22 protein-coding genes, 1 tRNA gene and 1 riboswitch are annotated in these 18578 nt (G+C 69.7%); of the genes, 7 read left to right on the top strand and 16 right to left on the bottom strand.

Going from position 1 to position 18578, the window contains the following annotated elements; genetic code table 11:
• Positions 1-20: 20 nt before the first annotated feature.
• Both ACWEK3_RS02305 and ACWEK3_RS02300 read right to left on the bottom strand, forming a co-directional pair.
• A complete protein-coding gene (locus ACWEK3_RS02305; RefSeq protein ID WP_453248692.1) occupies positions 21-860 on the bottom strand; it encodes an ABC transporter permease in 840 nt (279 codons plus the stop codon).
• Entirely contained in the window at positions 853-1653 is an 801-nt protein-coding gene (locus tag ACWEK3_RS02300; protein ID WP_361415109.1) for an ABC transporter permease, read from the bottom strand. The genes ACWEK3_RS02305 and ACWEK3_RS02300 overlap by 8 nt, the downstream gene beginning before the upstream one ends.
• 228 nt (positions 1654-1881) lie before the next feature.
• Here ACWEK3_RS02300 and ACWEK3_RS02295 point away from each other — a divergent pair, with 228 nt between their 5' ends.
• Positions 1882-4329 carry a transglycosylase domain-containing protein gene (locus tag ACWEK3_RS02295; RefSeq protein ID WP_453248691.1) on the top strand — a complete coding sequence of 816 codons (2448 nt, stop codon included), beginning with the start codon at positions 1882-1884 and terminating at the stop codon, positions 4327-4329.
• Here ACWEK3_RS02295 and ACWEK3_RS02290 read toward each other — a convergent pair.
• From ACWEK3_RS02290 to ACWEK3_RS02280, 3 genes are all read right to left on the bottom strand, one after another.
• Positions 4313-4633, bottom strand: coding sequence for a DMT family transporter (locus ACWEK3_RS02290; protein ID WP_450543694.1), 321 nt, complete (start codon positions 4631-4633; stop codon positions 4313-4315). The two genes, ACWEK3_RS02295 and ACWEK3_RS02290, sit on opposite strands and share 17 nt — an antisense overlap.
• A 38-nt stretch (positions 4634-4671) precedes the next feature.
• Positions 4672-4735, bottom strand: a riboswitch (guanidine-III (ykkC-III) riboswitch).
• A 108-nt stretch (positions 4736-4843) separates the two neighbouring features.
• Positions 4844-5200 carry a GroES family chaperonin gene (locus ACWEK3_RS02285; protein WP_361415103.1) on the bottom strand — a complete coding sequence of 119 codons (357 nt, stop codon included), beginning with the start codon at positions 5198-5200 and terminating at the stop codon, positions 4844-4846.
• A gap of 54 nt (positions 5201-5254) precedes the next feature.
• Positions 5255-5584 (bottom strand): DUF3618 domain-containing protein, encoded by a 330-nt coding sequence (locus tag ACWEK3_RS02280; RefSeq protein WP_361415101.1) that lies wholly within the window; start codon positions 5582-5584, stop codon positions 5255-5257.
• Positions 5585-5714: 130 nt separating this feature from the next.
• Between ACWEK3_RS02280 and bcp the strand changes: the two genes are divergently transcribed.
• From bcp to ACWEK3_RS02260, 4 genes are all read left to right on the top strand, one after another.
• Positions 5715-6182, top strand: a complete 468-nt coding sequence (gene bcp, locus ACWEK3_RS02275) for a thioredoxin-dependent thiol peroxidase (protein ID WP_453248690.1) — start codon at positions 5715-5717, stop codon at positions 6180-6182.
• A 135-nt stretch (positions 6183-6317) separates the two neighbouring features.
• A complete protein-coding gene (locus ACWEK3_RS02270) occupies positions 6318-6968 on the top strand; it encodes an HNH endonuclease signature motif containing protein (protein WP_384088299.1) in 651 nt (216 codons plus the stop codon).
• Positions 6965-7639: an HNH endonuclease signature motif containing protein gene (locus ACWEK3_RS02265; protein ID WP_450543688.1), complete on the top strand. Its 675-nt coding sequence runs from the start codon at positions 6965-6967 to the stop codon at positions 7637-7639. Before ACWEK3_RS02270 ends, ACWEK3_RS02265 begins: the two co-directional genes overlap by 4 nt.
• Positions 7639-7722 (top strand) — tRNA-Leu (locus ACWEK3_RS02260). Before ACWEK3_RS02265 ends, ACWEK3_RS02260 begins: the two co-directional genes overlap by 1 nt.
• A gap of 51 nt (positions 7723-7773) precedes the next feature.
• Here ACWEK3_RS02260 and rdgB read toward each other — a convergent pair.
• From rdgB to ACWEK3_RS02245, 3 genes are all read right to left on the bottom strand, one after another.
• Positions 7774-8376 carry an RdgB/HAM1 family non-canonical purine NTP pyrophosphatase gene (gene rdgB, locus ACWEK3_RS02255; RefSeq protein ID WP_450543686.1) on the bottom strand — a complete coding sequence of 201 codons (603 nt, stop codon included), beginning with the start codon at positions 8374-8376 and terminating at the stop codon, positions 7774-7776.
• Positions 8377-8390: 14 nt separating this feature from the next.
• The gene (gene rph, locus ACWEK3_RS02250; RefSeq protein ID WP_361415095.1) at positions 8391-9128 is read right to left on the bottom strand and encodes a ribonuclease PH; all 738 of its coding nucleotides are present in this window, start codon (positions 9126-9128) and stop codon (positions 8391-8393) included.
• A gap of 87 nt (positions 9129-9215) precedes the next feature.
• Positions 9216-9449: a glucose PTS transporter subunit EIIB gene (locus ACWEK3_RS02245; RefSeq protein WP_141360559.1), complete on the bottom strand. Its 234-nt coding sequence runs from the start codon at positions 9447-9449 to the stop codon at positions 9216-9218.
• A 319-nt stretch (positions 9450-9768) separates the two neighbouring features.
• Between ACWEK3_RS02245 and ACWEK3_RS02240 the strand changes: the two genes are divergently transcribed.
• Positions 9769-11073, top strand: a complete 1305-nt coding sequence (locus tag ACWEK3_RS02240; protein WP_384425389.1) for a PTS transporter subunit EIIC — start codon at positions 9769-9771, stop codon at positions 11071-11073.
• Positions 11074-11330: 257 nt separating this feature from the next.
• Here ACWEK3_RS02240 and ACWEK3_RS02235 read toward each other — a convergent pair whose 3' ends face one another.
• Complete coding sequence (locus ACWEK3_RS02235) at positions 11331-12083, bottom strand: MBL fold metallo-hydrolase (protein ID WP_376396340.1); 753 nt, start codon at positions 12081-12083, stop codon at positions 11331-11333.
• 217 nt (positions 12084-12300) lie between these two features.
• On the opposite strand from ACWEK3_RS02235, the gene ACWEK3_RS02230 reads away from it, so the two are divergent.
• Positions 12301-12750 carry a type II toxin-antitoxin system PemK/MazF family toxin gene (locus ACWEK3_RS02230; protein ID WP_453248689.1) on the top strand — a complete coding sequence of 150 codons (450 nt, stop codon included), beginning with the start codon at positions 12301-12303 and terminating at the stop codon, positions 12748-12750.
• A gap of 493 nt (positions 12751-13243) precedes the next feature.
• Here ACWEK3_RS02230 and ACWEK3_RS02225 read toward each other — a convergent pair whose 3' ends face one another.
• The 7 genes from ACWEK3_RS02225 to ACWEK3_RS02195 all read right to left on the bottom strand — a co-directional run bounded on the left by ACWEK3_RS02225 (position 13244) and on the right by ACWEK3_RS02195 (position 18566).
• The gene (locus tag ACWEK3_RS02225; RefSeq protein ID WP_450544537.1) at positions 13244-13759 is read right to left on the bottom strand and encodes a hypothetical protein; all 516 of its coding nucleotides are present in this window, start codon (positions 13757-13759) and stop codon (positions 13244-13246) included.
• Positions 13760-13944: 185 nt separating this feature from the next.
• Positions 13945-14895 carry a PLP-dependent cysteine synthase family protein gene (locus ACWEK3_RS02220; RefSeq protein ID WP_390872588.1) on the bottom strand — a complete coding sequence of 317 codons (951 nt, stop codon included), beginning with the start codon at positions 14893-14895 and terminating at the stop codon, positions 13945-13947.
• A 17-nt stretch (positions 14896-14912) separates the two neighbouring features.
• Positions 14913-15200, bottom strand: coding sequence for a MoaD/ThiS family protein (locus tag ACWEK3_RS02215; protein ID WP_361415085.1), 288 nt, complete (start codon positions 15198-15200; stop codon positions 14913-14915).
• Between the two features lie 141 nt (positions 15201-15341).
• Positions 15342-15437 carry a putative leader peptide gene (locus ACWEK3_RS02210; RefSeq protein WP_365420089.1) on the bottom strand — a complete coding sequence of 32 codons (96 nt, stop codon included), beginning with the start codon at positions 15435-15437 and terminating at the stop codon, positions 15342-15344.
• Between the two features lie 89 nt (positions 15438-15526).
• A complete protein-coding gene (locus tag ACWEK3_RS02205; protein ID WP_450544542.1) occupies positions 15527-15949 on the bottom strand; it encodes a Mov34/MPN/PAD-1 family protein in 423 nt (140 codons plus the stop codon).
• Between the two features lie 140 nt (positions 15950-16089).
• A complete protein-coding gene (locus ACWEK3_RS02200) occupies positions 16090-17508 on the bottom strand; it encodes an amino acid permease (protein WP_450544544.1) in 1419 nt (472 codons plus the stop codon).
• Positions 17509-17960: 452 nt separating this feature from the next.
• Positions 17961-18566, bottom strand: a complete 606-nt coding sequence (locus ACWEK3_RS02195; protein ID WP_384425370.1) for a DUF2017 domain-containing protein — start codon at positions 18564-18566, stop codon at positions 17961-17963.
• Positions 18567-18578 lie beyond the last annotated feature (12 nt).

The following is an 18578-nucleotide window of genomic DNA, read 5'->3' as shown; positions in this document are numbered from 1 at the left end:
TTCGCCCCTTGAAGTTCCCGTCAGTTCCCGGTACTCCGATACGACCGCAGCCCCACTCGCCAGGCCGCCCCCGCCAGCGCGCAGCACGCCACCGCGACCAGCGGCGGCGCGAACGCGGTCCACCGGGGCAGGTCGAGCGGATACGGCCGCCCCAGCACGTACAGCGCGGGCAGCCAGTTGACGAAGGCCAGCGGCAGCACGAACGTCACCCCGCGCACCAGCTCCTTGGCGAACACCGTCGGCGGGTACTGGAGCAGCGTGGTGCCGCCGTAGGTGAACGCGTTCTGCACCTCCGAGGCGTCCTGCGCCACGAACTGGAAGGCCGCCCCGGCCACGAACACCGCGCAGAAGATCCCGCAGCCGCTGACCAGCATCACCGGCATCAGCAGCAGCTTCAGCGGCGTCCAGTCGACGTCGAGCCGTGACATCGCCCAGCCCAGCACCAGCGCCCCCTGCGTCACCCGGCCCATCCGGCGCAGCGCGAACCGGTCGGCGGCCACCTGCGCGAGCACCGGCGCCGGCCGGACCAGCAGCGTGTCGAGGGTGCCGTCGCGCACCCGCCGCCCCAGCCGGTCCATGGAGCCGATCACCAGGTCGGCGAGCCCGAAGGCGGTGGCGGACAGCCCGTACAGGAAGGCGATCTCGGGCAGCGCGTAGCCGCCGAGCGCGTCGACGCGGGAGAACATCAGCAGGATCGCCACGAAGTCCAGTCCGGTCGCGACGAAGCTCCCGGCCGTGGTCATGACGAAGGAGGCGCGGTACGCCATCGTGGAGCGGATCCACATCGCGGCGATCAGGCGGTAGGCGCGCAGCCCTTCCACCAGCCGGTTGCCGGCCGGGTCCCCGATGGGCTCAGCCACCCTGCACCACCACTCGCCGCGTCGCCGCCGACTGCACCAGCCGCCCCGCCGCCAGCAGCGCCACCGCCCACGCGCCCTGGAAGACGTAGGTGCCGAGCGGGTCCGCGTGCCCCAGCAGGATGTCGGCGGGGGCCTGGAGCAGCGAGGACCAGGGCAGCACCCGGACCACCTCGCCCAGCGCGCCCGGGAAGACGTTCAGCGGCAGCAGCATCCCCGAGCAGAAGTACCCGGCCAGCCAGGCCATCTGCACCACGCCCGCGCCGTCCAGCAGCCAGAACGCGCTCAGCGCCACCAGGAAGCGGATGCCGAAGCCCACCAGCAGCGCCAGCGGCACCGCCCCGAGGAACGCCGCCCAGGTCAGCGGGTCCGACGGCAGGGCCACCGGGAAGAGCAGCGCCCCGAACACGAAGGGCAGCACCCCGCGGCCCAGCAGCTGGAACATCGCCCGGCCCGCGTCGGCCGACAGCCACCACAGCTGGAGGTCGGCCGGCCGGTAAAGGTCGACGGCGATGTCACCCGTTCGGATGCGTTCCATCAGCTCGTCCTCGACGCCGCCCCCGCCGATCGCGAGGGCCGCCAGGAACGCCTGCCCCAGCCACACGTACGTCACGGCCTGCGCCTGGTCGTAACCGCCCAGGTGCGGCCGGACGTCCCACAGGGCGAGGTACGTGTACACCAGGATCAGCCCGAATGCCGTATTGGTGAACACCCCGGCCGCCGTCGCCGCCCGATACGTCGCGTACCGTCTGAATCCCCCCGCCGCGACGGCCGCGTACAACCGTCCTGCGCCCACGTGCACCGCCTCCCAGGCCACGACACCGAAAGCGCGGGAGCTTAATGCGTGCCGGGCGTGACATGCCACGCGTTTTCCGGCCCCGACAAGTGCCCCGGGACCGGGAACGGAACGGTTGCCGCGAGAGTCTTCATCTGGGGGGCGCCGAAGGCGCATGACGGCGTACGGGGACGTACGGCCGTGACACGTACGGGGACGTACGACGGGAAACAGGAGTCCGAGCACGACATGAGTGACGAGCCGCAGCAGCCGAACCAGGGCGTGGCCGACCACCAGCCACCGGCGGCACCCGAGAGCGGGGGCGAAGCGGAGAGCGGGACAGGGAGCGGGGCGGAGGGCGAGACGGGCGACGGCGGAAAGGCCGGACGGCCCCGGCGCACCGGCTGGCGCCGCGCCGTACCGACCTGGCGGATGGTGCTCGGCGGCTTCCTCACCGCCATGCTGCTGGTCATCGGCGCGTTCTTCATCGGCTACTCGCTGGTGAAGATCCCGCCCGCCAACGCCATGGCCGTCAAGCAGGCCAACATCTACCTGTACGCCGACGGCTCCGAGATCGCCCGGGACGGCGAGATCAACCGGGAGAACGTCACGCTCGCCCAGGTCTCCAAGGACGCCCAGCACGCCGTGCTCGCCGCCGAGGACCGCGACTTCTACACCGAGTCCGCCGTCGACCCCAAGGCGATGCTGCGCGCCGGCTGGAACACCGCCCTCGGCAAGGGCAAGCAGTCCGGTTCGACGATCACCCAGCAGTACGTGAAGAACTACTACCTGGGCCAGGAGCAGACCGTCACCCGCAAGGTGAAGGAGTTCTTCATCGCGATCAAGCTGGATCGCACCGCGTCCAAGGACGACATCCTCGAGGGCTACCTCAACACCAGCTACTTCGGCCGCAACGCCTACGGCATCCAGGCCGCCGCCCAGGCGTACTACGGCGTCAAGGCCCAGGACCTCGACCCGGCCCGCGCCGCCTATCTGGCCGCGCTGGTCAACGCGCCCAGCGAGTTCGACGTCGTCGCCCACCCGGAGAACAAGTCCGCCGCCCTGGCCCGCTGGAACTACGTCCTGAACGGCATGGTCAAGAAGGGCTGGCTGAGCGCCTCGCAGCGGGCCGGGATGAAGTTCCCGATGCCGAAGGAGGCCACCGCCCCCACGGGCATGTCCGGGCAGCGCGGTTACATCGTCCGCGCGGTGAAGGACTACCTGGCCCAAAACAAGATCCTGGACGAGGACCAGCTCTCCGCGGGCGGCTACCAGATCACCACGACCCTGGAGAAGAGCAAGCAGGACGCTCTGGTCAAGGCCGTGGACGACCAGGTGATGAGCAAGCTCGACCGGAAGAACCGCAAGGTCGACACCTACGTGCGGGCCGGCGCCGCCTCCATCGACCCGAAGACCGGCGAGCTCGTCGCCATGTACGGCGGCATCGACTACGTCAAGCAGTACACGAACAACGCCACCCGCCGGGACTTCCAGGTGGGCTCCACCTTCAAGCCGTTCGTGTTCACCTCCGCCGTCCAGAACGGCTCCGCGACCCAGGACGGCCGCCCGATCACCCCGAACACCTACTACGACGGCACCAACAAGCGCCCCGTCCAGGGCTGGAGCGGCTCCTACGACCCCGAGAACGAGGACCAGCGGTCCTACGGCGACATCACCGTCAGCGAGGCCACGGACAAGTCCGTCAACGCGGTGTACGCGCAGATGGCCGTCGACGTCGGCTCCGACAAGGTCAAGGACACCGCCGTCGCCCTCGGCCTGTCGGCCGACACCCCGTCCCTGATCCCCACCCCGTCCATCGCGCTCGGAGTGGCCACCGCCAGCGTCGTCGACATGGCCGACGCCTACGCCACACTCGCCAACCACGGCAAGCACGCCCCGTACACGATGATCAAGAAGATCACCAAGGACGGCACCGACACCGTCGAGCTGCCCCAGCGCACCGAGACCCAGGCGATCACCCGCGAGGCCGCCGACACCACCTCCGCGATACTGCGCAGCGTCGTGCAGAACGGCACCGCCACCGCCGCCCAGGCCGCCGGCCGGCCCGCCGCCGGCAAGACCGGAACCGCCGAGGAGGACACCGCGGCCTTGTTCGCCGGCTACACGCCCGAACTCGCCACCGTCGTCTCGGTCATGGGCCAGGACCCGGTCACCGCCCATCACAAGCCGCTCTACGGCGCCATGGGGCTGGTCCGTGTCAACGGCGGCGGGCCGCCCGCCCAGATCTGGGCGCAGTACACCGGGGAGGCACTGAAGAACACCCCGGTCACCGACTTCGACCTCCAGCTCCAGCCGGGCGCCGACCAGGTCCAGCCGCCGCCCTCGGTGCCCGACGAGACCCCGGGCGACGGCGGTCAGGACGGCGGCGGCACGGCCGACCCCGGCGGCCAGGACCCGAGGCAGGACCAGGGCCAGGACCAGGGGCAGGGCCAGGGCGACGGCGCCACGCCCGACACCGGCGGCGACCCCACCACCGGCGGGACCGACCCCGGCACCCCGCCGGGCGGTCCCACCGACCCGGGCACCGGGGACGTCGGGGGCACCCCGCCGGGCGGCGCGGGAGGCGAGCCCGGCGGAGGCAGTCCCGGCACCCCGGGCGGGAACGCCGGGGCCGGTACCCCCGGCGACGGCGGCACGAACACCGGCCTGCAGGGCATGTTCAGTGACCGGACGTGACCTTGAGCCCCACCACGGCCACCAGCAGCAGACACACGAAGAAGATCCGGGCGGCGGTCGTCGGCTCCCCCAGCACCGCCATGCCGATCACCGCCGCACCGGCCGCCCCGATGCCCACCCACACGCCGTAGGCGGTGCCGATGGGCAGGGAGCGGGCGGCGTACGACAGCAGGACCATGCTGGTCACGATCCCGGCGCCGGTGAGCACGCTGGGCAGGGGGCGGGTGAAGCCGTCGGTGAACTTCATTCCGATCGACCAGCCCACCTCCAGCAGACCGGCGAGAATGAGCAGGACCCAGGCCATGACGGGCACCTCCGGGACGACGTAAGGACATGAACGGGGGTGCGTCGTCTTTGCGTTCGTCCCGGTACGGCGCGTCTCGTCGGGTTGGACCCGAGGCTAGCAAAGGAACGACAAAAGGGGCTGGTGACCATGGTCACCAAGCCCCTCGGCGGTCGGTCTGCGAAGCCGTCGTGCAGCGTCGTTGAGGACGTCCCAGGACGTCCCGTACCGCTACAGATACAGGCCGGTGGAGTCCTCCGAACCCTCGAACCGGTCCGCGGCCACCGCGTGCAGATCACGCTCGCGCATGAGCACGTACGCGACCCCGCGCACCTCGACCTCGGCACGGTCCTCCGGATCGAACAACACCCGGTCCCCCGGCTCGACGGTCCGCACGTTCTGCCCCACCGCGACGACCTCGGCCCAGGCCAGCCGGCGTCCCACCGCCGCTGTCGCGGGAATCAGGATGCCACCGCCCGAACGCCGCTCGCCCTCGCTCGTGTCCTGCCGGACGAGCACCCGGTCGTGCAGCATCCGGATGGGCAGCTTGTCGTGGTGGCTGCTGTGCTCATGTCTGTTGGCGCTCACGACTCGAACCTACCTGCCTTCGGCACCTCTGCACGCGGTGGGGCGTCGTGCCGCTCAGCGACGGCGCCGACGAGCGCCCAGAGCGAGCAGTCCGACCAGGCCGACGGCGACGAGCGCGACCGGTACGACCCGCTCCAGGCGCGGGGCGCCCTCCTCGTCCACGAACTGCGCCCGCACATCGCTCACCACCCGGTTGACCTGCACGTAGGCCCGTCCGAGCGTGTGGTCGACATGGGAGGCGACCTTGGCCTTGGCGTCCCCGACGATGGTCTTCGGGTGCACGCGCACCCCGATCTCGTCGAGCGTCTCGGCCAGCACCTCACGGCGGCGTTTGATGTCCGCCTCGATCTCAGCCGGGGTTCTGGTGTCCGCGGTGTCCGCCACCGTGCCGCCTCCGAAGTCAACTGATGCCTGTTCGGGACAGTCTGTCAGTTCCCGCTCCGACCGCGCTGTCGGCACCCCCGGTTACCCTCGGAGCGACACGGTATCCGCACGCACGAGGAGACGAGCTTCGATGACCGAGCGACTCCAGCCCGGGGACGTGGCCCCCGCCTTCGCCCTCCCCGACGCCGACGGCAAGGAGGTGTCGCTGGCCGACCACAAGGGCCGGAAGGTCATCGTCTACTTCTACCCGGCCGCCCTCACCCCCGGCTGCACCAAGCAGGCCTGCGACTTCACCGACAACCTGGACCTGCTGGCGGCCGCGGGGTACGACGTGATCGGCGTCTCCCCCGACAAGCCGGAGAAGCTGGCGAAGTTCCGCGACAAGGAGTCGCTCAAGGTCACGCTGCTCGGCGACCCGGACAAGAAGGTCCTGGAGTCCTACGGCGCCTTCGGCGAGAAGAAGCTCTACGGCAAGACCGTCGTCGGCGTCATCCGCTCCACGATCGTCGTCGACGAGGAGGGCAAGGTCGAACGAGCCCTCTACAACGTGAAGGCGACGGGCCACGTGGCCAAGATCATCAAGGACTTGGGGATCTGAGGGCTGCTCCCTCCACTTGTACGGCCCGCACCGGTGCCCGGTGCGGGCCGTTCCGCATTCCGTACGTGACTGTCCGATAAGCGGTTCGTTACTCCGTGTGGACCATGAACATGCGGCCGAGAACGGAGGGAACCCATGGGGGCCAGCGCGTACACCAAGGAGCGACTGGAGGAGGCGGCTCGCGGGGCGCAGACGCTGTCGGAGGCGCTGGAGAGGCTGGGGGTGGATCCGAGGACTGCGACGCGGCACTACATCCGGGAACGGATGAAGAAGCTGGGCGTGGATACGTCGCACTTCGAGCGGGAGGGTGTGCGGTGGACCAGGGAAGTACTCCAAGCAGCAGTCTCGGCGTCGACGAACATGTGCGAGGTACTGCGCTATCTCGGGTTGGAGATCGTCGGAGGGCAGCACACGCACATCAGCCGACGTGTCAAGGCGTACGGTCTCGACACCTCGCACTTTCAGGTGCCGACGCGAGGTGGCGACGCCAGGCCCCGTCGGACACCAGGAGCCGTGCTCGTCGAACTGCGGGACACTCAAGCCCGGCGAGTCCCGAGCGATCGCCTCAAGCGAGCGCTGCTCGCTCATGGCCTGGAAGAGCGCTGCGTCCTGTGCGGCATCGAGGCGGTGTGGCGGGGGCAATCACTGCCGCTGGAGGTCGACCACATCAACGGCAATTGGCGCGACAACCGCATCGGCAACTTGCGCTTTCTCTGCCCCAACTGTCATTCCACAACAGATACTTACCGGGGACGCGGCACGGTCCGTGACAGGCGTGACCGATGAGCAGCGGTCTGCAATACACCCGTGAGCGGCTGGAGGAAGCCGCCGCAGAGTGCTCCGACATCGACGAGGTCATCGGCTTCCTCGGCACGCGGCCATACGCCAACCTCCGGCGGTATCTCATGAAGCGATTCACCGACTTCGGCATTGACGTATCGCACTTCAGCCCCTGCGGCAGGCATCCCCAGCCCACACACGACGAACTGCGTGGGGTGATCGCTGAGTCGGCATCCCTCACAGAGGCGCTGCAACGCTTGGAACGTCCCGACAACCACTGGCAGCGTGCGCTGCTGCGCCAGTGGATCGCCGAAGAGGGCATCTCAACCGCCCACTTCCTCGGGCAGGGGCACCGGCGTGGCAAGCGGAGCCACAACGCCAGAGGCCCCGAGGACATCCTGGTGCGCCACGAAGGGAAGCGTCGGACAGACATCGCGCTGTTACGTCGTGCCCTCCGGGACATCGGAGTACCGGAACGCTGCGCAGGTTGTGGGGTCGGCCCCGAGTGGCTCGGGAAGCCCATGACGCTGGAGGTCGACCACATCGATGGAGACTGGAGTGACGATCGGAGGGAAAACCTGCGCCTGCTGTGCCCCAACTGTCATGCGATCACCAACACCTGGTGCAGGGGAGGCAGAAGGCGACGGGCGGCTCCCGGTACGATGGCAGACGGCTAGCGGCGGTGGCGCAATGGCGACGCAGCAGACTTAGGATCTGTGGCCCTTGATCGGGCTTGAGGGTTCGAATCCCTTCCGCCGCACATGAACGGCCTGCGAATCGAAGGATCGATGCGCAGGCCGTTTCTGTGTGCTCAGCCCAGCAGTTCCCGCACCACCGGTACCAGGGCGCGAAACGCCTTGCCGCGGTGGCTGATCGCGTTCTTCTCCTCGGGGGTCAGTTCAGCGCAGGTGCGGATGTCCCCGTCGGGCTGGAGGATCGGGTCGTAGCCGAAGCCGTTGGTGCCCGCGGGCTCGTGGCGCAGGGTGCCGCGCAGTTGCCCCTCCACCACGCGCTCCGTGCCGTCCGGCAGGGCGAGGGCCGCGGCGCAGGCGAAGTGGGCGGCGCGGTGGTCGTCGGCGATGTCCGAGAGCTGGGCCAGGAGCAGGTCGAGGTTGGCCTTGTCGTCGCCGTGGCGGCCGGCCCAGCGGGCCGAGAAGATGCCGGGGGCGCCGCCGAGGACGTCGACGCAGAGGCCGGAGTCGTCCGCGACCGCGGGGAGGCCGGTGGCCTGGGCCAGGGCGTGGGCCTTCAGCAGGGCGTTCTCGGCGAAGGTGACGCCGGTCTCCTTGACGTCGGGGACGTCCGGGTAGGCGTCGGTGCCGACGAGTTCGTGGGGCAGGCCGGCGTCGGCCAGGATCGCCCTGAGCTCGACGATCTTGCCGGAGTTGCGGGTGGCGAGGATCAAGCGGGTCATGCGGGGCTGCTCCTCTACTTCGCCAGGGCCGTCTCGAGTGCCGTGCGCTGGATCGCCGTGAGTTCGGCGCAACCTGCCACGGCGAGGTCGAGGAGGCTGTTGAGTTCCTCGCGGGCGAAGGGTTCGGCCTCCGCGGTGCCCTGGACCTCGACGAAGCGGCCGTCGCCGGTGCAGACGACGTTCATGTCGGTCTCGGCGCGGACGTCCTCCTCGTAGCAGAGGTCGAGCAGCGGCACACCGCCGACGATGCCGACCGAGACGGCGCTGACGGTGCCGGTGAGCGGCTGGCGGCCGGCCTTGATCAGCTTCTTGCCGCGGGCCCAGGTGACGGCGTCGGCCAGGGCCACGTAGGCACCCGTGATGGCCGCGGTCCGGGTGCCGCCGTCGGCCTGGAGGACGTCGCAGTCCAGGACGATGGTGTTCTCGCCGAGTGCCTTGTAGTCGACGACCGAGCGCAGGGAGCGGCCGATGAGGCGGGAGATCTCATGGGTGCGGCCGCCGATCCTGCCCTTGACCGATTCGCGGTCGCCGCGGGTGTTGGTGGCGCGGGGCAGCATGGAGTACTCGGCGGTGACCCAGCCCTCGCCGCTGCCCTTGCGCCAGCGCGGGACGCCTTCGGTGACGGAGGCGGTGCAGAAGACCTTGGTGTCGCCGAAGGAGACGAGGACGGAGCCCTCGGCGTGCTTGCTCCACCCGCGTTCGATGGTGACCGGGCGGAGTTGTTCGGGGGTGCGGCCGTCGATACGAGACATGGCGTCGAGCGTAGTCCCCCATGGACAAGGGGCTCCTCCCGCATCGGGAAGAGCCCCTTGACGGTGAACCGCGGCGGACCGCCGGGTTCACATCATGTCTTCGATCTCCGCGGCGATCGGGTCGGCGTCGGTGCCGATGACGACCTGGATGGCGGTGCCCATCTTGACGACGCCGTGCGCGCCGGCGGCCTTGAGGGCGGTCTCGTCGACCAGGGAGGCGTCGTGCACTTCGGTGCGGAGCCGGGTGATGCAGCCCTCGATCTCGTCGATGTTCTGGATGCCGCCCAGCCCGGCGACGATCTTCTCAGCCTTGGTGGCCATGTTCCTTCTCCCTGATCCGATCCGCTTTGTCGCAGTAACCCACAGTTGGCCCGTCTTTGCGAGCGGCCGTGCCATGGGTGCAGAATGGTGCGCTCACGGCAGCGGAACCGTCCGCCGACTGGTCTACACCAGCGTAGGCGCGGGGACCAAACGAGGCGATGCCCAGCACTCCCTGCCGCACATCACTGACCCTGAGGTCGAATCCACACGGTGCGTAGTGGCTCGGTCGTGGGAATCACGGGTTCCTTACGCCCCCTTCATCGTGTTACAACAGGTCTACACCACTGAGTGGTGTAGACCACCACCCGATGGAGGATGTATGAGCACCGCCACCGAGACGGCGGCCCCGGCGAAGAAATGGGGATCCGGCCTGTTCCAGGGCCTGCAGAAGGTCGGCCGCAGCCTGCAGCTCCCGATCGCCGTACTGCCGGCGGCCGGCATCCTGCTGCGTCTGGGACAGCCGGACGTGTTCGGCGCGGACGGACTCGGCTGGGACCAGGTCGCCAAGGTGTTCGCCGGCGCCGGTGGCGCGCTGCTGGATGCCTCGCTCGGCCTGCCGCTGCTGTTCTGCATCGGCGTCGCCATCGGCTTCGCCAAGAAGGCCGACGGCTCGACCGCGCTCGCCGCGGTGGTCGGGTTCCTCACCTATTACACGGTGATCCACCAGTTCCCGATCGAGGACGGTGTGCCGAAGGGCGCCGAGTTCGTCTCAACCGGTCTCGGCGGCGTGTGGAAGCACGGCTCCGAGATCACCGCGGCGTCTTACCAGAACCCAGGCGTGCTGGGCGGCATCATCCTCGGTCTGCTCTCCGCCGTGATCTGGCAGCGGTTCCACCGCACCAGGCTCGTCGACTGGCTGGGCTTCTTCAACGGCCGCCGCCTGGTCCCGATCATCATGGCTTTCGTCGGTACTGCGCTGGGCGTTCTGGTCGTGGTGGGCTGGCAGCCCATCGGTGACGTGATCACCGACCTCGGCAAGTGGATCACCGGGTTGGGCGCCGCAGGCGCGGGCCTGTTCGGTCTGGTCAACCGTGCGCTGATCCCGGTCGGCATGCACCAGTTCGTCAACACCGTCTCGTGGTTCCAGATCGGCGACTTCACCAACTCCGCCGGCCAGGTCGTCCACGGCGACCTGAACCGTTTCTTCGCGGGTGACCCGCACGCCGGCCAGTTCATGTCGGGCTTCTTCCCGATCATGATGTTCGGTCTGCCGGCCGCCGCCCTGGCCATCGCGCACTCGGCCCGGCCGGAGCGCCGCAAGGCCGTCCTGGGCATGATGGTGTCGCTCGCACTGACCTCCTTCGTGACCGGTGTGACCGAGCCGATCGAGTTCACGTTCATGTTCATCGCCCCCGTGCTGTACGTGATCCACGCGGTGCTGACCGCCCTGTCCATGGCGATAACCTGGGCGCTCGGCGTGCACGCCGGCTTCACCTTCTCCGCCGGCTTCATCGACTACGCCCTCAACTGGAACCTGGCGACCAAGCCATGGCTGATCATCCCGATCGGCCTGGTGTTCGCGGCGATCTACTACACCGTGTTCCGCTTCGCCATCACCAAGTTCAACCTCCCCACCCCGGGCCGCGAACCCGAGGAGGAGACCGAGGACCTCACGAAGGCGTAAGCCCGGCCACGACGTGAGAGAGCCCCCGGAGTTCCGTGACTCCGGGGGCCTTTCGTCTCCTGGACCTGCTGTCCTGGGCCTGCTGCCCTGGACCTAGTGCTGCGACCGGAAAGGTTCACCGGCTCGCGACGCCCGGCACGGCACCTCGCCGCGTTGTCGCATCACCCGAGTACATCCAGTACGAGGGCGACGCTCCGCCCCTCGATGCACCGCACCGAACGCCGCGAGCTTTCCGGCAAACCTTTCCGGCCACAGCACTAGATGTCGTACGACGCTCCGGGCGCCGCGAGCTCCACCGGGCCCGCGTAGGCCGCGCGGGCGTCGGCGAGGTTGATCTGCGGGTCGGTCCACGGGGGGATGTGGGTGAGGACCAGGCGGCGGACTCCGGCGCGCGCGGCGGCCTCACCTGCCTCGCGGCCGTTGAGGTGCAGATCGGGGATGTTCTCCTTGCCGTCCGTGAAGGCGGCCTCGCACAGGAAGAGGTCGCTGTCCCGGGCGAGTTCTTCCAGCGCCTCGCTCACTCCGGTGTCCCCGGAGTACGTCAGCGCCCGCCCGCCGTGCTCGACGCGGATGGCGTAGGCCTCCACGGGGTGGGCCATCCGCTCGGTGTGCACGGTGAAGGGGCCGATCTCGAAGGTGCCGGGCTTGACCGTGTGGAAGTCGAAGACCTCGCTCATCGAGGAGGCCGTGGGGGTGTCGGCGTAGGCGGTGGTCAGCCGGTGCTCGGTGCCCTCGGGCCCGTACACCGGGATGGGGTCGCAACGGCCTCCGTCGTACCGGTAGTAGCGCGCGACGAAGTAGCCGAGCATGTCGATGCAGTGGTCGGCGTGCAGATGACTCAGGAAAATGGCGTCGAGGTCGTAGAGACCGCAGTGGCGCTGCAGCTCGCCCAGGGCGCCGTTGCCCAGGTCGAGAAGCAGCCGGAAGCCGTCGGCCTCGACGAGGTAGCTCGAGCAGGCCGATTCCGCGGACGGGAACGACCCCGAGCAGCCGACGACGGTGAGCTTCATGAAGCAGAAACCTCCGCTGGCGGGAAAACTTCGGAGAGGAAGGTGACGGGGGTCGTGCGGTCCGTCGAGCGTAAGGCGGGATGCGTCCGGTCGCTCCTCCGGTAAGGGCTGTTGTGGGCGAACTCACCTGTGGTGTCACCGGTTCGGCTGGACCTGGAGCGCACGAGGAGCGTTGAAGGGCGCGCACCGAGGGTCGCACGCCGGTAACGTCATGGTTGTGGACACGTCCTGGTGGCTGGCGCTCGCGGCGGTGGTGCTGCTCGCGCTCGTCGCCACGCTCGTCGACGGCTGGGGACGGGGCCGCAGGCCCCCGAGAAGGTCGCGTGCCGGCCGTCTGGCCGGCCGCCGTGCCGTGGCGCGTCCGCAGCCCGCGGAGATCTGGTGGGCCAGCGTGCCCCACGGCGACGGGCCGGGGGCGAAGGACCGGCCCTGTCTGGTCCTGGCGGTGCACGGCAAGCGCGCCAAGGTCGCGGAGATCACCAGCAGGTACCACGACGAGCGGTCCGGAGTGATCCCGCTGCCACCAGGCTCGGTCGGGGACGCGCAGGGCCGGACCAGCTTCCTGGAGACCGACGAGGTCCGGGAGGTGCCGGTATGGGACTTCCGCCGCCGGGTGGGGGTCGTGGACCCGGTCCTCTGGGACCAGGTCCGATACCTGGCGGGCTGAACGAGGCCGACACGGCCCGACCGAACGGAACGGGCGCGGCCCGACCGAACGGAGCGGGTGCGGCCCGGCCGGGCGGGACGAACGCGGCCCGGCTGATCGGAGCCGGCGCGGCCCAGATGAACGGGACGGGCGCGGCCCAGCCGAGCGGAACGAACACGGCCCGACCGAACGGGGCAGACGCGGTCCAGCCGAACGGGACAGGCGCGACCCGACCGAGCAGAGCGGACGCAGCCCAGATGAACGGGACGGGCGCGGCCCAGCCGAGCGGAACGAACACGGCCCGACCGAACGGGGCAGACGCGGTCCAGCCGAACGGGACAGGCGCGACCCGACCGAGCAGAGCGGACGCAGCCCAGCCAAACGGGATAAACGCGTCCCGACTGAACGGGACAGGCACTGCCCAGCTGAACGGGACGGGCACGGCCCGGCTGAACAGAGCGGGCGCGGCTCGGCGCGCCGCGCTGTCGCGTCCGTGTGCCGTGGCCCGTCGGGCTCATGGCCCTGTCACCCGCACGGTGACCGTCCACTGTTGGATGCCCTGGCACGCGATCCGGCCGGGGCCCGCCGCGCACAGCGGGCGGGCGGAGGTCAGCCGGGCCGTTCCGGGCGTGACGGCGTCGAAGGCGGCGACGGCGTCGCCCGGCAGGATCACGATGCCGGCGTTGGCGGCCCGCAGGGCGGTGCCGCTGGACCTGACCGGTGTCCAGGGGCGGTCCTTGGTGCCGTCCAGAGTGAGCCGCACCTGCCCGCCGACGGTCAGGCAGAGGGTGCGCCCGGAGTCGGCGGCGGTGAGTTCGGCGCGGTCCGTGCAGCCGGAGGCGGTCCCAGTGGGAGAGGCGGGCCTGGACGGCGAGGCGGACCCGGACGGGGAAGCGGGCGCGGTCGTCGGCCGGGTGGGGGTGCCGTCCTTGCCGGAGCCCGCACCGTCGTGCTGTGCGCCGCAGCCGACGAGGAGCAGGGTCACCGCCGCGGCGGTGACGGTGGTGCCGTGAAGCGTCGAACGGCGCATGGGGCGGCCGCCTTTCTGCTGTGCCCGGGTGCCGTGCCCTGTCCTTCTGCCGGTATGACGTTTCTCCAGCACATCAGGATCCCGTCCCCCACGCACGCCGGAGCCCCGGCCGATACGACGGCCGGGGCCCCGCGCATGCAGATCGCGCATGCAGATGCGGACGGACCGCCGGTGAGCGCCGGGCTCTACGCCCAGAGCTGGCCCTGGAGGGCCTCGATGGCCTCCTCGGTGGTGGCCGCGGTGTAGACGCCGGTGGAAAGGTACTTCCAGCCACCGTCAGCGACGATGAACACGATGTCGGCGCTCTCGCCCGCCGTCAGCGCCTTCTTCCCGACGCCGATCGCCGCGTGCAGCGCGGCGCCGGTGGAGACGCCCGCGAAGATGCCCTCCTGCTGGAGGAGTTCACGGGTGCGGGTGACCGCGTCGGCCGAGCCGACCGAGTAGCGGGTGGTGAGGACGGAGGCGTCGTAGAGCTCGGGGACGAAGCCCTCGTCGAGGTTGCGCAGGCCGTACACCAGGTCGTCGTACCGCGGCTCGGCGGCGACGATCTTCACGTCCGGCTTGTGCTCGCGCAGGTAGCGGCCGACGCCCATGAGCGTGCCCGTGGTGCCGAGGCCCGCGACGAAGTGCGTGATCGAGGGCAGGTCGGCGAGGATCTCGGGGCCGGTGGTGGCGTAGTGGGCACCGGCGTTGTCCGGGTTGCCGTACTGGTAGAGCATCACCCAGTCCGGGTGCTCGGCGGCCAGCTCCTTGGCGACGCGCACGGCGGTGTTGGAACCGCCCGCGGCCGGGGAGGGGATGATCTCCGCTCCCCACATGCCGAGCAGGTCCCGGCGCTCCTGCGAGGTGTTCTCGGGCATCACGCACACCATGCGGTAGCCCTTGAGCTTGGCCGCCATGGCCAGCGAGATGCCGGTGTTGCCGGAGGTGGGTTCGAGGATCGTGCAGCCCGGGGTGAGCCGGCCGTCCTTCTCCGCCTGCTCGATCATGTGCAGGGCGGGGCGGTCCTTGATCGAGCCGGTCGGGTTGCGGTCCTCCAGCTTCGCCCAGATGCGGACGTCGGCCGACGGCGACAGCCGCGGCAGGCACACCAGGGGGGTGTTGCCCACCGCGGCCAGTGGGGAGTCGTAACGCATCGCTGATCAGCGACCGATCAGCGCATGCCGCCGGCGACGGCCGGCAGGATCGTCACGTTGTCGCCGTCGGCGAGCTTGGTGGAGATACCGTCCAGGAAGCGCACGTCCTCGTCGTTCAGGTAGACGTTGACGAAGCGGCGCAGCTGCTCGCCGTTCGCCTCGTCGACGATCCGGGCCTGGATGCCGGGGTGCCGGGTCTCGAGGTCGGCGAAGAGCTCGGCGAGGGTCTCCCCGTTGCCGTCCACGGCCTTCTGGCCGTCGGTGTACTGGCGGAGGATGGTGGGGATGCGGACCTCGATGGCCATGGTTTCGGGCTCCTGTCGGTAAGGATGTCGTCGGGATGGATCCCCCGGCTCGGACGCGGCCGGGCGCACCGTAGGGGTGCCCCCAGGTTTTCGGCACTGGGGAGCGCCGCGGCCCTCACGGCCGTGCGGCGGCGCGGAACGTCAACAGATGGCGCTGTTCAGCCTGCACAGGTCGACGTGCAGCCGCGCCACGAGCAGCATGCCCGGCGTCTTCTCGCTCACGTCGTGGAAAACCATGCGGTCATCGTATCGATTCCCGGTCCCGGACCCGGAGTGTGATCTCGCCACGCGGACACTTTCCATCCACGTCACGAGACGTTCCCCGATCAGTACGCCTCCACCACCTTGACCTCCTCCTCCGTGACCTCGCCCTCGACGATGCGGAACGAGCGGAACTGGAACTCGCCGAGCCCGTCGGTGTCGGCGGTGGAGACCAGGACGTAGTGCGCGCCGGGCTCGTTGGCGTAGCCGATGTCGGTGCGGGAGGGATAGGCCTCGGTCGCGGTGTGCGAGTGGTAGACGATCAGCGGCTCCTCGTCCCGGTCGTCCATCTCCCGGTAGAGCTTGAGCAGGTCCTGCGAGCCGAACTCGTAGAAGGTGGGCGAGCGGGCCGCGTTCACCATGGGGATGAACCGCTCGGGCCGGCCGGAGCCCGCGGGCCCGGCCACGACGCCGCACGCCTCGTCGGGGTGGTCCTTGCGGGCGTGGGCGACGATCTGGTCGTAGAGGGCCTGGGTAAGGGTCAGCATGGCGGCCAGCATAGACAGGCGGGCCGTTCCGTACCGGAGTTCGGTACGGAACGGCCCACATCGCGGACGTCCTGAGCGGCCGCGGGAGCGGGTTGGGGGGCCCGCTCCCGCCGCGACGTCCGGTCCTGGAGCGCCGCGGGTCAGCCGACCTTCTCGAGCTGCGGCTCGTGGCGGTCGGCGACCTGCGGGTTGCGGTTCTTGAGGACCGCCCAGCCGACGGCCAGGGCGGCGGCCCACCCGGCCATCACGTACAGACAGACGCGGGAGTCGGCGTCGTACGCGATCAGGCCGGTGACGAAGAGCAGGAACGCGATGGCGACGTAGGAGCACTTGGAGCCGCCGGGGGCCGGGAAGGAGGAGGCGCGCAGCCGGCCCGACTCGACGCCCCGGCGGTACAGGACGTGGCTGATCAGGATCATCAGCCAGGTCCAGATGCCGGCCGCGGTGGCGACGGAGGTGACGTAGCCGAAGGCCTTCTCCGGGACGATGTAGTTCAGCACGACGCCGATGCCCATGAAGGCGACGGAGACGGTGATGCCCAGCGCCGGGGTCTTGGAGCTCGACAGGCGGCTGAAGAACCGGGGGGCCTCGCCGTTGTCCGCGAGGGTGCGCAGCATGCGGCCGGTGGAGTACATGCCGGAGTTGCAGGAGGACAGGGCCGCGGTGAGCACCACGAAGTTCACGATGCCCGCGCCGGCCGGGATGCCGATGACCGCGAAAGCCTTCACGAAGGGGCTGACGCCCGGGGCGAACTCGGTCCACTTCACCACGCACAGGATGACGGTGAGGGCGCCGACGTAGAACAGGGCGATCCGCCAGGGCAGGGTGTTGATCGCCTTGGGGAGGGTCTTCTCCGGGTCCTCGGACTCGCCCGCGGTGACGCCGACCAGTTCGACGGCGAGGTAGGCGAACATCACGCCCTGGAGGGTCATCAGGGAGGAGCCGACGCCCTTGGGGAAGAAGCCGTCGAACTCCCAGAGGTTGCTGACGGCGGCGGTGTCACCGGCGGCGCTGAAGCCGAAGGTGAGGACGCCGAGACCGATCACGATCATGCCGATGAGGGCGGTGACCTTGACCATCGAGAACCAGAACTCGATCTCGCCGAAGACCTTCACGGAGATCAGGTTGGCCACGAACAGGACCACCAGGAACACCAGCGCGGTCACCCACTGCGGGACGGCGGGGAACCAGTAGTGGACGTAGATCGCGGCGGCCGTCAGCTCGGCCATTCCGGTCACCACCCACATCAGCCAGTACGTCCAGCCGGTGAAGAAGCCGAAGAACGGGCCGAGGAACTCGCGGGAGTACTCCGCGAAGGAGCCCGAGACGGGGCGGTAGAGCAGGAGCTCGCCCAGTGCCCGCATGATGAAGAAGATGATCAGGCCCGCGAGGGCGTACATGACGATGAGGCTGGGTCCGGCCTTGGCGATGTTCGCCCCTGCACCCAGGAAGAGGCCGACGCCGATGGCGCCGCCGATGGCGATCATCTGGACCTGGCGGCTGCCGAGTCCTCGCTCGTACCCCTCTTCGGGGGCTTCCGTGACCTGCGGTGAGGTCATGTGGTGTGCGCCTTTCTCCATGCCGACCCCGGGCCCTCGGTCGGCCCCGGATCGGGTTTCGATCCCCCCGGATTGATGGAGTGCGTGCCCGGGTCTCCCCGGATCCGCTGTGCCTGGCCGGCTGTTGCCGGCTCGGTGGCGCACCCGGCCGGACATGGGTGGTGTCCGCCGGGCGGTCGTGAAGATTTATCACGGCCGCAACACTGATCGACGGGGAGCTGTGTGATGCATCCCACGGGAAGAAGCGGACAAAGCGCGCAGAGCGCACCCATACCCGGCCGTCGCAGTGACGCGATCGTTATCCGGATTTGAGCGTCCCCTGAGCGAACGCGGAATCCGGATATACCGGGTGGATCACGGCATGAGCCGGGTGGTTCACGACATGGAACCACGGCATGCGCGGCACGGGACCACAGCGTGAGAGGCGCGGGACTACGGCATGAGGCGCGGAGCTACGGCATGAGAGTGGAGACGAGGGTCTCCTGGAGCCCGCCCAGCCAGAGGTAGGCCATCACCATCGGCTTGCGCGGATCCTCGTCCGGCAGGCGGTAGAAGTCGTCCGTGTCGTCCTCGTCGGCGATCTCCAGCCGGGAGCCGATGGCGAGGCGCAGGTCGTTGAGTGCGCCGAGCCACCGCCGGGACTCGGCCGGCGTCAGCTCCAGCACCGCGAGGCCGCCTTCATCCGCGGTGAGCGCGTTGAGCGCGTTGATCACCGCGAGGGCGTTCTCGCGCTTGCCGGCCCGCAGGTCGTTCTCGGTGTAGCGGCGGAACTCGGCGGAGTGGGCGCGCTGCTCGGCGGCCTCGTGCGGGTTGCCGGGAGTCTGCTCGGGGTCGCTGTAGGCGTCCGGGAAGAGCCGCTTGAGGACCGGGTCGGACGGCGGTTCGCTCGGGCCCTCGGCGAACAGCTCGGCGAGCGGGTCGGCGGGGGTGTCCTCGGCCGGGCCGGGACCGATGAGCTCGAGGAGCTGCACGGCCAGCGAGCGGATGATGGAGATCTCGACGTCGTCGAGGGCGACGGACGCGCCGCCGCCGGGGAGCGGTTCGAAGGTTCCTGGCATGGAGGGAGTTCG

This window comes from Streptomyces sp. NPDC004721, assembly GCF_053601495.1.
Note: the sequence above shows the minus strand (reverse complement) of the source record. Positions and strands in the feature narration are given on the sequence as shown.